This window comes from Pelobium manganitolerans (assembly GCF_003609575.1).
Classification (GTDB): Bacteria; Bacteroidota; Bacteroidia; order Sphingobacteriales; family Sphingobacteriaceae; genus Pseudopedobacter; species Pseudopedobacter manganitolerans.
Genome location: NZ_MBTA01000012.1, coordinates 382,481 through 396,564, shown reverse-complemented (window position 1 = coordinate 396,564; position 14,084 = coordinate 382,481). Strand labels below are relative to the sequence as shown.

Below are 14,084 nucleotides of genomic sequence, written 5' to 3'. Positions count from 1 at the left end.
GAGATGAACAGGTTTTTTTCCATAACGGTTGCGGCGGTTTTAACTGCCTTTGCGTTTACCGCGACAGCGCAAACGCAACAGCCCAATATCATCATTTTTATGGTGGATGATATGGGCTGGCAAGATACCTCTGTGCCGTTTTGGAAACAAAAAACCGAAAACAATAAGCTTTTCCATACGCCAAACATGGAAAAGCTTGCAAGCAGAGGTATAAAATTTACCAATGCTTATGCAACTCCGGTGTGTACGCCAACGCGGGTAAGTCTCCTTTCGGGGATGAGTGCCGCGCACCACCGCGTAACCAACTGGACAGCAATAGAGAAAGGCGTTAATTCCGATTATCCGGGCGACGACACCTTTAATTCTGTAAACTGGAATATTGATGGACTTAGTCCGGTTGAAAAGGTAGCCAACACAGTTTACGTAACACCCTTGCCTAAGCTTTTACAAAACGCCGGCTACTACACCATACATTGCGGTAAAGCGCATTTTGGTGCCAAAGGAACGCCAGGAGCTGATCCTTTAAATTTAGGTTTCGATATTAATATTGCGGGCAGCGAAATTGGCAGCCCCGCCAGCTATCTAAGCGAAAAAAAATATGGTAACATAGCCGCAAACGGAAAAGTGAGCTTACAGGCAGTACCAGGTTTAGAAGCTTATTACAACACTGATACTTTTTTAACCGAAGCACTTACCCAAGAAGCCTTAAAAGCTTTGGCACAGCGCAAGGCACAGAAACCTTTTTTTCTGTACCTGTCTCACTACGCTGTGCATACCCCATTTGACGCGGTTCCTCGCTTTGTTCAAAAATATTTGGATAAAGGATTAAGTAAACCCGAAGCGGCCTATGCTTCGCTGGTGGAAGGTATGGACAAAAGTTTGGGCGATGTGATGGATTGGCTAGACACAAACCAGCTTTCAGATAATACCGTAATTATTTTTATGTCAGATAACGGCGGACTTTCTCGCGTACCGCCCCGCTCGGGTATTGCGCACACCCAAAATGCACCGCTTAAAGCTGGCAAAGGTTCGGTTTATGAAGGCGGTATCCGCGAACCAATGATTGTAAGTTGGCCCGGCATTACTCCGCCAAACAGCATCAGCGAGCGCTATTTAATTATGGAAGATTTTTTTCCGACAATTTTAGACATCGCGAAAGCGAAAAACCGAAAAACCGTGCAAACGGTCGACGGAAAAAGCTTTATAAAATCATTAAAAAAACCTTCCGTACAGGATTCTAATCGTGTTTTAATTTGGCATTACCCCAACAAATGGGTTCCGGAAGAGGCACCGGGCATATCATGGTTTAGCGCTTTACGCCAGGGCAATTGGAAACTGGTTTATGATTATAAAAAGCAACACGCAGAGCTTTATAATTTGGCTACAGATATTGGCGAAGCGCACGATTTATCTGAAACTTATCCCAAAAAGACTTTTGCTTTGCAACAGCTACTTACTCGTTATTTAAAAAATTACAAGGCTCAACTACCTGCCTACAAAGGGAATGGCGAAACGGTGAATTGGCCTGATGGCACTAAAAATTAGCATAACAAAATATGAGGATTATAGCTGTAATCATAAGTTCTCTTTTCGCAACATTGAATGTGTGCTCGCAAACGCTTCGTTTCTCTGATTTTGAAGCGGGCATACCGGCCAATTACAGCACCAACGGAATGGGCTTAACCATAAGCAATGAGCATGTTAAAAGCGGCACAAAAGCGTTAAAGTGGGTAGCGCAAAACGGAGATCAACTCACTGTAAACAACCTCAACATTTCATCGTCTGAGATTGGGAGCACTATATCAGGTTCGGCACAGTTGTATGTTTATAGTTTAGAAGCTTCGGCCGACACACTACTATTTGAATTTTTAGATCAGAATAATATTGTGAAGCGCAGCGGACGGATGCTGTTAAACTTTAAAGGCTGGCGCGATTATCACCGGAGCTATATTTACGATTACAATAATGGAAACCAGCAGGCTTCTTTCCTTTTAAATCAATGCAGGATAAGCTATCGTAAAGCAAACGGAAGTCCGGCATCGCGCACGCTGTATTTTGATAACTTAAAATTTATTGGTGATGGCGACATTAGGCAACCAGGGCCGCACATGGCCTTAGATTATCCGCATTTTAAAATAGAATCGCCTCAAAATCCTTTAGGTGCTTACTTAAAAAAAGGAAACATTGCCATAACACCTGCAAGCCCCGCAGAGCTTATAGGACTGGCTACAGTTAAAAGCAACTACGCGCGCAGCATAGGCAATGTAAGCGCTAGCGCAGTAACTGCTGCAAAAATTTATGTAGCAAATTGTGGCATTAGCCGCAATAGCGACGCCTCTATAAAAGGCCGCGGATTATTGGCTACTTCCAACCCCGATACTTTGGTCTTAATCTCTACCCATATCCAATCTTTAGCAAGGGCATTTTTAAAAAACGGCGATAACGACGCGAAAGACAAGCTTTTGCTGTTTACCGAGTACATTATTGACCAAGGCGTGGCAGAAGGTGGCCGAAACGATTTGGCAACCAACTCTTACACCAATGCAAGAACTTTTCCGATAGGTTTCTTTGAGGCTCTTCCACTTTATCCGGAGCCTTTGCAGACTGAGGTAATTAACTTGCTTAAATGGTCCAACGAATACAACAAAATTTATGAACTGAGCCCAGTTGCAGGGCAGAATACAGACTTTGTCCACATCAAACTGACTTTTTTATTCGAGACTGCGTGCGCGTTAACATCTGCCAATGAAGCAGTAAACGATTTAAAATACCTGAAAAACTTTTTAGAACGCAATGCAGACATCAGCCTAGGCTCGCGGGATGGGATTAAGCCAGACGGAACCGGATTTCATCATCAATCGCATCACCTTAGCTACATGTATGCCTTTGGTACTTGGGCCGATAGAGCTTATGCTTTAAAAGCTACCCCTTTCAAAATCAGCAAAAGCGCTTATGACCATATGGCATTTGCTTATAAAAGCGCTTTTCTGGAATCATCAGAAGGCGGCGTAACGGCCAACTCCGAATCGGGTCGCACACCTTTTCCCGCAAAAATTCCCATTAACCAAACGCAGTTTAAAAAATTAGTTGGAATAGGTGGCGATATCACCGGTGTAAGTTTTGACCCCGAGCTGGCCGCTTTTTACAATTACACCTACAAAACCAATTATTACGCAACTCCGAATGTAGATTACGATGGCTTTTACGCCTACAACTACGGAAACCTGGGCGTAAAGAAAAGCGGAAGCTGGACCGCTGTAATGAAGGGCTTAACCTCTAGCTTGTTTGGCAGCGAAATTTATGCAGCACAAAATAGGTATGGCCGCTACCAAGCATACGGCGCTTTAGAAATTTTGTATAAGGGCACTTTAGAAAACAGTGGCTACATCTTAAACGGAGCCGGCTGGAACTGGAATTACGCCCCTGGTGCCACTACAGTTGTGCTGCCTTTTAACAAGCTGCAGGCGGGCAAACCACGTGCAGACGAATACCAAAATCTAGATTTTGCAGGAGCGCTTTCTTTAGGCAAAAACGGAATATTTGCTATTGACTTTGCCCAGAGGGATGCCGGCTACTACACCACCAGCAATCTAAAATTCAAGAAATCTGTGTTTGCTTTTGATCAGCTGTTGATTTGTTTAGGAAGTAACATCAGCGTAAGCAACAACCAAGGCAGTGTAGTTACCACCCTTTTCCAAACAGTTAGCGCTACGGCAACACCAACGATGTACGTAAACTCGTCTGATCCAAAAACCGGAACTTTCGCCAGCAGCTATTCTTTGGCAGATGACTATAAATGGCTATGTAGCGCGCAAGGCACGGGCGTATATCTGCCCAAAGGCAATAACGATTACCGGATAGAATTGGGTGCGCAAACCACGCCCGACTATACTTCTTTAACAGGTGCAGAAACTAATACCGCTAATTTTACACGCGCTTATTTGGTACACGGCGCACAGCCAAACGAAACCAGCCCCGCAAAGTACGAGTATGTGATTGCGCCGGGTACAAGCCCGTCAGATATGAAAACCTTAGCGCAAACGTTGGCCAGCGGAAGTATCTACGAGGTGTTGCATCAAAATAACGATTTCCACGCTATAAAGTATTTTCCTGAAAATACGACCGCCTACGCCTTTTTTAAGCCGGTAAACACGGTAAATATTGGCTTGGTAAACAGCATCTCTAACCAAGCTTTGCTGAGCGTGAAAGAGTACGATAGCAATAAAGTACTGCTAACCATTAACAACCCTAATTTAAACACGGTTACAGATGAAGTAAACGGGTTTTTATCTGTACCGCTGGCTGTTGGTTTAAGTCTTAACGGCAGCTATAAAATCATCAATAATCCTAATGGCGCCGGCGCAAACCAGCAGGGCAATTTGTTTAACCTGTCTTTTACTTTACAGGACGGTTTTGGGGCAAGCGTACTGTTAGAGAGGTTAGATACCACGCCTGTTAAGCTAATTAATTTTGAAGGCTCGGTACTAAACAATGCCGTTGAGCTGAAATGGGCAAGTGCGCAAGAAAAGAACCTGGAAAAATTTGTTCTGTACCGAAGCACAGATGGAATTTCGTTTGCAAAAATTGCCGAACTGCCTGCCACCCAAAACTCGGGCACCAGGGTTGATTACCATTTTAGCGACCGCAGCTTTGATGCTGCTGCTGGCAATGTTTATTACAAACTGCAAAGTATGGACCATGACCACTCCATCAGCGCAGAACGAATTATTGTGATAAAGACAAGTACTACAAACAACAAAATTTCTTTTTATCCAAACCCGATATCGTCTTTCATTAATCTGGGCTTAAACGCCGAGCGCGAGACCGAAGGGAGTGTCCAAATTTATTCTCTAAACGGAAGGCTATTGATGAAAAAACCAATCAGGCTAAAAGCAGGCTTTAATACGGTGCCGATTTTTTTAGCAGATCTGAACACGGGCGAATACATTATCCAGCTGGTGGCTGGCGACAAAAAAGAGAGCCAAAAATTTATAAAACTTTAAAAAACCAAATTAATAAATACTTAAAAATTAAAATCATGAAAAAAACGCTACGACTTCTTTTGTTAATGGGCTTAGCTGCAGGAAGCGCCCAAGCCCAGTTTAGCCCTTATAACCGGGTAATTAATGTGGATTGGAACAGAGGCGTATCACCAGCGAACGATACTACGGCCAATGGCGTCGCATCCAAGTTCTACGAGTCGCCCAACAACGGAAATCTTTCCATTGTTGGGCGATTTTTTCCGAATATTACGGACGGAAGATATATACTAAGAGCGCTCTCGTATGCTCCAAGCACGGAATTTAAGCTGGCGGGCGGGCTATTGTCAATTAAGAATGCAAACGAAAACAAAATTGCTAAAGTTGCTACCTACAATATTGCTAACGCCGACGCATTAGTTAAATTCTCGTTCACACTAGATTTAACCAATTATACTGGAGATAACGCATTTATCATTGCGTTCGGTAACATCGCTAATGGAAATACATTAACCAGTAGTAGCTCTCCGTTTACTACTGCCACGACGGATGTTTTTGGAGCTTTTAGAGTAGTTAAGAGCGGGAATTTGGTTACGCAATTTAGAAGAGCCGATGGCAGCGGCCAGACCAACACCGCTGTAAAATTAATTAAGGAAAACGCATCGCAGACAATAGAAGTTTTTGCGAATAGTAATGCTACGCAACAAACTTATACCTACAATGCTGCTCCTGTTATTATTCCTGGAAATACTTATCACATTTACGTTGATGGCGTAAAGCACGCGGAGGATTTCCCCAAAGTAGGCACCGCTTATGTGGCACCTACAATTAACGCAATTTCTTTTGTACAAGCGGGAGGCGCGATCGTAGAAACTACAGTTTTATCCAACCTTCAAATAACTTACCCATCAGCTACCCTCCCAGTTTCTCTTACCTCTTTTAGCGGTAAACAAGAAAACTCAGGCATCCGTTTAAACTGGGCTACCGCATCAGAATTAAACAATAACCATTTCGAATTGTTGCGATCTGCCAACGGAAAAGATTTTGCAAGCATTACCACCATCGCCGGAAACGGAACCAGCAACCAAGCAAACACTTACAGCTATTTGGACCGCGCACCAGAAACAGGCACCAATTACTACAAATTAAAGCAAGTAGATAACGATGGCAAAAGCACCATCCATACCCAAGTGGTAGCGGTTGAAAACGCTTTGGCTAGCAACCAAACCTTAAGCGTATTCTTAGGAAACAATACCTTATCCGCAAAATTTGATGCCAGCGAACAGGGCAACGCCAGCATCAGTTTGACGGATTTATCTGGGAAAAAAGTGCTTAGCAAAACCTTCAAAGCTGATAAAGGAATAAATAATGTAGATGCAGAGATTACTGGTTTAGCACCTGGAATTTACGTAGCTACCCTTTTGTTAAACGGCGGGCGTACAAGCATAAAAGTTGTAAAAAACTAACACCTTATTTCGGGCAGGAGATTTCCTGCCCTTATTTCTCTGCAATACAGCAAAACCATGAGAAGCATTTTGAATTATCTTTTAGGCTTATCCGTTTTATGCCCGTTTATAGTTAAGGCACAAACAGAAGCACAAATTTTTACGGATTACAAAACCAATCCCGCGACGTCCATTTTGCCCGATTTTTCTTACGTGGGCTATAAAAACGGTACGGTTCCCATTGATTATACCGGCAAAAACTTGCAAGTTTTTGATGTAACTAATTATGGTGCCGTTGCTGATGACAATACGTCTGATAAAACAGCTATAAAAGCGGCTATCGCGGCGGCGCAAGCAGCAAATGGCGGTATCGTGTTTTTTCCTTCCGGGAGATTTATTGTGCAGGATGCCACAGACGATGCTACCGAAGTTTATGCGATAACGAAAAGCAATATCATTTTAAAAGGTAGTGGAAGCGGCACAGGCGGAACAGAGCTTTTCATGAAAACACCAATGGACCCAAAAAACGCTAGCCAATATTATTCTTGTCCATCACTTTTTACAATTGGCAGTGGGAGCGCTGCAACTGCATTGGGTGGCTTTAACGCCAATGCCGCAGTGGGCGATTTCGACATCAATTTGGTGAATATCACCGGATTGGTAGCTGGCGATTGGCTTTTGTTTGAGATGCGCAGCGATGACGCTACTTCTTTAAAATTGGATTTGGGCAATTATACCGTAAACCCCAACTGGACCAGCTTAAAAGATGGCGGCGTAGATGTATCTTTTGTATTGCAGATTAACCAAATTAATGGCAACACGGTTACCTTAAAACAGCCTCTGCCTTATCCGATAACAAAGTCTTTACCATGGGTAGTTTCTAAATACAAATACGTGGAAGAAATGGGTGTAGAGGATATTGCTTTTGTAGGGAATTTTAAGAAGACTTTTGAGCATCACGGATCCGCTTTAGATGATAGCGGTTTCTCCTTGATACAGTTTAAAAGGTTAGTAAACTCTTGGATGCGCAACTGCCGTTTTACCGATGTTTCTGTGGCGGCGTCCATCGGCATCAGCGGCGCCAACATCACTATCGATAATTGCAGCATTACTGGCAATGGCGGACATGAAGCCATCAACAATGCCGGCGCCACCAACGTGTTGATCAGCAATATCGACGACCAAGCGGGGCAATGGCATTCGGTTGGGGTTTCCAAAACATCTATGAACACGGTGCTTTACAAAGTCACCTACCCCGCTACAACTTGCTTTGAAAGCCATTCATCGCAACCGCGCAATACTTTGTTGGACAATGTGACCGGCGGCTTAACAGACGGCAGAGCGGGCGGTGATATTAAAGAAATGCCCAACCACATGCGTAATTTGGTATTCTGGAATTATAAAAAAACCAACTCTGGCAATTCACCTTTCGATTTTTGGCCTTCCAACAATATCTATTTTAAAATCCCCTATCCTATTGTTGTAGGGATGCATGGCCAGTCGGTTGGCTTTATCAGTAGTCAACTAAAATACGAAGAATCTACCGGCGCGGCGGTTTCTCCCGCTTCGCTTTATCAGGCGCAGTTAGCGTTTAGGCTAAACGGAACAAGTACAGCCTTTGGGACTTGGGCTGCACAATCCAATATTTATAACTACGATTTAGGTACAAACACAGGCACCGGTGGCGTGTTTACCAGCGGCTCGTCCGAATCTGTTGCCGGCCCGCCGGCGCAACAAGGTTATTTACCTGCGCCACCATCCGGCACAGCAAAAGTGCAAGTGAACGGTACAAATGGCGACGGTGGCAGTTTCACTTTAAACCAGCCGTTAGCTCCATCTGTACCAAATATAGAAATGAAGGCAACTTCGGCAAGCCCATTAATAAAGCTTTCCGCTTACGATATTGCTAACGCATCAGAAATCGCCAGCATGTTTTTTAACATCGCATTTAACAGCGAGGCTGTAGACGGGATTTACGTATGGGCATTGGGCAATAAAAATGCCGGCGGTTCTTTATTTTCGAGTGCAAGTGGTGTTTTTAAAGCTAATACCGAATTATTTACATCATTTGAATGGACTATAAAATCCACCGCTATCGATTTCAAATTCAGAGAGTCTGCAGACGGAAATGTTGCCACACGCGCCTTAATAAGTTCTACTGCTTTTGCAAAAGGTGCAAACTACGCGGTTGAAGTTTACGCCAACAACTCATCTGTTTCAAAAAGCTATGTGCGAAACAGCCAAAACTACGCGGTGCCTGCGGGATGTTTTCATTTGTGGATAAATGGCGTGCAATTTAGTTATAACTCAACCTATAACTTTCCGCAGTCAAAAAACAGCACCAATCAAAGTCAAGTAATGTCCGAACTGGCGCAAAACACCAAGTTAGACGCCTACCTTTTTCAGGCCAGTAAAAGCACCGGCAACAATGCCGTAGCAACCATCAGCAACATCAAACTGGCCTACAACACCAGCACCTTACCCGTAACTTTCCTCTCCTTTGATGGAAAAAGCGAAGAAAACGGCATCCGCCTTTCATGGAAAACAGCTTCGGAACTAAACAACGACCGTTTTGAAATTCTAAGAGCAACAGACGGAAAAACCTTCCGGAATATCGGCACTATCACGGGCAAAGGAAACAGTCAGCAAGTAACCAGTTATAACTACCTGGACCGTGAGCCAGAAACAGGTATAAATTATTATCGGCTTAAACAGATTGACAAAGACGGCACCGAAAGCATTTTTCAAAAGATTGTCGCGGTTGAAAATGCACTAAGGCTATCCGAACGGCTTAGCGTATTTGCGGACAACAGCCTGTTGAAAGCAAAATTTTACGCCAGTACCGCCACCATCGCTAACTTCGCACTAAGCGACTTAAACGGAAAACGGCTTATCAGCCAAAACTTTAATAGCAACAAAGGCGCAAATGAGCTAACTTTATCAAAACCGATGCTTGCGCCCGGAATCTACATCGCCACATTAACTCAAAACGGAACCCATCAAAGTGTTAAATTGCTAATCCAATAAGAACCATGCAGCTCCAATTTTTTAAACATTTATGTCTCGCGCTAACTTTCTGCATCGCTCAAACGGTGCATGCGCAAGTTCAGGTTAAAGACATCTGCGAAAATATTGTACCACCATCGTGGCACAGCAAGGGCAAACTGAGCCTTTCCTCGGCGCATTACAAAGCCGGAAAACAATCTTTAAAATGGGATTGGAAGAAAAAAAACGCCACCATCCAAATAACGGACACTGCGTTTTCATCTGTCATTAATGACGACAGAAGCACTTTTGTAATTTGGATATACAACGAAAAACCTATTGATGACCATCTGTTGTTTGAGTTTAAAAAAGGTGAAACCCGCGCGCAAAGCTTTACATTCAACCTCAACTTTAGCGGATGGCGTACCGCCTGGGTAATGTACCACCGCGATATGGAAGGTAAACCGGTTGCCGGGATGGATAAGTTGGTCATCCATGCGCCGGCATCGCACAAAAAAGGCAGCTTATACTTTGACCAGGTTTTGTACAACGTAAACATCAATCCGCGCTCGCCCATGCGCGATGAGCAAGTGCCAAACGTAAACATCAACTCGGATAAAGCTGCCAACGCTCACTGGACGGCGCTATACACGTTTGCTCGCGTGCCGCACTACCTGCCTCTGCAAAAAGAAGTTACCGCAAAAGACCAAGAAGATTTTAAGCTGATCAAAAAACGCTTTATCGAGCAAATTTTGCCACGCGCTAAATACAAGAAGCTGAAGCTAGATAGTATAGAAAAAGATTTTGCCTTTTGGCAGATTAAAAAAAACGGCGAAAATATTAGCGGCCGAGCCGTTTACGCACTTAACGATACCGAACTATATGCCGCCAAAGCCGACCGTACCGCCGGCGAAAAATTTAAGCCTTACAGCAACGAGGCTTATACCGCTTTAATGATGAACGTTGCCGGATTATATTCGGTAAGTACAAACGAAAAAGAGAAGGAACGCTTGGCGCAGATTTTTATGGATTTGCTGGACCATTCTTACGATCAGGGTTGGGCGCCCGGCAGTGGCATGGGTGCCTTGCACCATCTAGGCTACTCGTTTCGTGATTTTTATGCTGCTTGTTTGTTGATGAGGCAACCCATTAAGCAAAGCGGAAAGTTAGAGCGCACACAACAAACCATGGCTTGGTTCAGCGGTTTAGGTCGCTCGCAAACCAAACCGGAGGATGTTACAGAAGGAAACATCGACGTATTTAACACGCTTTTAGGCAGTATGTTAAGTTCTATTTTAATTATGGACGATACACCCGAGAAGGTTAGGCAAATGCACGAATTTTCAAATTGGCTTTCGGCCTCCATCAAACCTAACAGCGCCATTGATGGTACTTTTAAACCCGATGGTTCGGTATTTCACCATGGCACTATTTACCCTGCTTACGCGGTTGGCGGTTTTTCTGGCATTACGCCCATTGTATATTGCCTCAGCAAAACGGCTTACCATATTACACCAAGCGCGCAAAACGATTTGAAAAATGCTTTGCGGATGATGTCCTACTACACCAATCCCCTAAAATGGCCAATCAGTCTTTCTGGCCGGCACCCAACAGGCAACTGGAAAATCGCTGCCGATGCGTATGCTTACATGGCTTTATCGGGCTCGCCGGATGGAAAATCAGATATTGACCGAGAAATGGCTGCCATTTACCTAAAAGTAGCTGACGGCAAAAAAGACAAGTGGAACAAACTGTTTGAAGAAAAAGGAATTAAGCCTGCGCCACCTGCACAGGGCCATTGGAACTTGAATTATGGTTTGTTGGATATCCATCGCCGGGCAAATTGGCTACTGACGATAAAAGGCCACAGCCGTTACATTGTTTCGCACGAGTCGTACCCAGGAGCTAACATTTTTGGTCGTTACAACAGCTACGGACATAGCGAAGTTACTTTTCCGCAGACCGCAAACAATGATGGACTTAGCTTCGGGGATACCGGTTGGGACTGGAACAACCTTCCGGGAACCACTACTTTGCACGTTCCGTTAGATAAACTGCGCGCAAACATTATTAATGCAGATGATTTTAGCGGTGTAGAAGAAATGTTGATTAGCGATGAAATTTTTGCCGGAGGTACTAATTTAAATAATTGGCAAGGGCTTTTCGCGATGAAGCTGCACGGACATGATAAATACGATATGGGCAGTTTCCGCGCCATAAAATCGTGGTTTATGTTTGATGATTTAGTGATAGCCTTAGGCTCAAACATCAGCAACAGCATTAAGGATTACAGCACGCAAACTACATTATTTCAAAACGTATTGAATAACAAAGAGGCAGTTTTTGTTTTCGATGATGAGGCGAGTAAAACTTTCCCAGAGCAACGCGAATGGACAAAAAACAAAAACCTTACTGTGTTGGATAACCGCGGAATTGGCTATTACATTCCTAATCCGAAAGAGTTAGTATTTACCAAACAAGAGCAAACCTCGCGCGATCAAAAAGACAAAGTAGATACTAAAGGCGATGTCGCCAAACTAATCTTCGACCATGGTAAAGCGCCTAAAAACGATAGCTACCAGTACACCATGCTGATTGAGACTGATGCGCAAAAATTAAAAGCTTTTAAAGCGCAGATGACTGGTAAAAACCCACTTTACAAAGTTTTACAGCAAGACAGCTTAGCGCACAAAGTTTGGTACGCACCAGAAAAAATCACGGCACAAGCCATTTTTAAAGCCAATGAAAACTTAACCGATTCTTTGTTGTTGAGTACAGATAAAGCTTGCTTATTGATGTACCAAAATAAAAGAGGCATCGTCAACATGTCTGTTACCGACCCTGATTTGGCTTTTTACACTGGCCCGGATGATACGCCATTGTTGCCTAACGGTAAAAGAAAAGAAGTGAGTATTTATTCAAAACCTTGGATTGGCACGCCATCGCAACCTTCGGTAGTTAAGGTTACGATAAAAGGAACTTGGCAAACAGCATCCGCGGATAACGAGATTAAAGCAAAAATAGTTAATGGAAATACAGAGTTAAGCGTTCCTTGCAAATACGGCATTGCCTCTCAGTTTAATTTGAAGAAGATATGAACGCAAACGTCATGTCGAGTGAAACGAGACATCACGCAAGGTTGGTAAAACTGTGCTACGGCAAATACCTAAGATGTTTCACTGCGTTCAACATGACGAGAACAACAATAATAGAAAGGAGTCTGCTACTCCCCTTAAAAAACACACCATGAAACAAAACATTTTGTTCACTTTTATCATCACCGCCCTGCTCATCAGCGCAAGCGCCTGCAACCAGAAAAAAGCAGCAAACACCGAGCAACAAAAACCCAACGTCATCATCATTTTAAGTGACGATGCCGGCTACGCCGATTATGGCGCCTACGGAGGCACGCAAATCCCCACGCCAAATGTTGATTCGCTCATTGCCTCGGGTGTAAAATTCACCAACGCTTATGTATCTGCATCGGTTTGTGCACCTTCTAGGGCGGGTTTATTAACCGGCCGTTACCAACAGCGCTTTGGCTTCGAAAACAACATGTCGGGCGAGCCTGCCGAAGGTTTCACGCGCGAAGACATGGGCATGGATCCCAAAGAAAACACCTTTGGCGATGAGATGCGCGCCAACGGCTACCGCACCATGGCCATTGGCAAATGGCATCTGGGCGACCAAGCCAAGCACTTTCCGCTGAACAGAGGGTTCGATGAGTTTTTCGGTTTCGTTGGTGGGCACCGCAGCTTTTTCCCCATCAAAAACAACATCACCGAAGAAGAAAAAATCCACGACAATAAACGCATTTTCCCAGAGGACAGCGTAGGTTATCTAACAGATTTGTGGACAGATAAAGCCATCTCTTTCATCAAAAAGAAAGCAGACAAACCTTTTTTCATTTATCTGGCTTACAATGCCGTGCATACGCCGGTTGATGCTAAAAAAGAATGGTGGGACAAATTTTCCAACATCCCCGATAGTGGCCGCCGGGCTTATGCCGCACTGATGGCTTCTTTGGACGAGAACATCGGCCGGTTAAGGCAAACCTTAAAAGAGCAAAATTTGGACGATAATACCCTTATTTTGTTTTTGAACGATAACGGTGGCGCTACTACTAACTTTTCTGATAACGGCCCGCTCCGCGGGATGAAAGGTTCTGTTTGGGAAGGCGGCGTGCGTGTAGCCATGTCTATGGTTTGGAAAAACAAACTACCGCAAAACGCGGTTTATGAACAGCCGGTAAACTCGCTCGACTTTTTACCTACGGCTTTGGCAGCGGCAAACGGAAAACAAACCGGAAAAAATCCGCTCGACGGAAAAAACCTAATCCCTTTTATCACAAATCAGCAAAAAGAAGCCCCGCACGATGCTTTGTATTGGCGCAGGGGCATTGCGGCGGGCATACGAGAAGGCAATTGGAAGTTGATCCGCGTAGAAAGTAACCCTATCTTATTGTTTGACTTGAGCAAAGATTTGTCCGAAACTAACAATTTAGCGAAAGAACATCCGGACGTGGTAAAACACCTGTTAGATAAACTTGCAAATTGGGAAAAAGGTTTATCCAAACCGCATTGGGGCAGTTCTTATGGCCCTAAAAACATGATTATGAAACACCGTATGGAAACCGTTGGGCGCGATATGGAACGTATGTATCCTTAAATTGATG

Annotated in this window: 6 protein-coding genes; all 6 read left to right on the top strand. The window is 44.0% G+C overall.

The window, feature by feature from the left end:
• The first annotated feature begins 3 nt into the window (after positions 1 to 3).
• The 6 genes from BCY91_RS08210 to BCY91_RS08185 all read left to right on the top strand — a co-directional run bounded on the left by BCY91_RS08210 (position 4) and on the right by BCY91_RS08185 (position 14,077).
• Positions 4 to 1,545, top strand: a complete 1,542-nt coding sequence (locus BCY91_RS08210; protein WP_120181461.1) for a sulfatase — start codon at positions 4 to 6, stop codon at positions 1,543 to 1,545.
• Positions 1,546 to 1,556: 11 nt separating this feature from the next.
• Positions 1,557 to 5,003 (top strand): polysaccharide lyase family 8 super-sandwich domain-containing protein, encoded by a 3,447-nt coding sequence (locus tag BCY91_RS08205; protein WP_120181460.1) that lies wholly within the window; start codon positions 1,557 to 1,559, stop codon positions 5,001 to 5,003.
• Between the two features lie 35 nt (positions 5,004 to 5,038).
• Positions 5,039 to 6,445 carry a T9SS type A sorting domain-containing protein gene (locus tag BCY91_RS08200; RefSeq protein ID WP_120181459.1) on the top strand — a complete coding sequence of 469 codons (1,407 nt, stop codon included), beginning with the start codon at positions 5,039 to 5,041 and terminating at the stop codon, positions 6,443 to 6,445.
• Between the two features lie 57 nt (positions 6,446 to 6,502).
• The gene (locus BCY91_RS08195; RefSeq protein ID WP_120181458.1) at positions 6,503 to 9,451 is read left to right on the top strand and encodes a DUF4955 domain-containing protein; all 2,949 of its coding nucleotides are present in this window, start codon (positions 6,503 to 6,505) and stop codon (positions 9,449 to 9,451) included.
• Positions 9,452 to 9,456: 5 nt separating this feature from the next.
• Positions 9,457 to 12,507 (top strand): chondroitinase family polysaccharide lyase, encoded by a 3,051-nt coding sequence (locus BCY91_RS08190; protein WP_120181457.1) that lies wholly within the window; start codon positions 9,457 to 9,459, stop codon positions 12,505 to 12,507.
• Between the two features lie 148 nt (positions 12,508 to 12,655).
• Positions 12,656 to 14,077, top strand: a complete 1,422-nt coding sequence (locus tag BCY91_RS08185; protein ID WP_120181456.1) for a sulfatase — start codon at positions 12,656 to 12,658, stop codon at positions 14,075 to 14,077.
• Positions 14,078 to 14,084 lie beyond the last annotated feature (7 nt).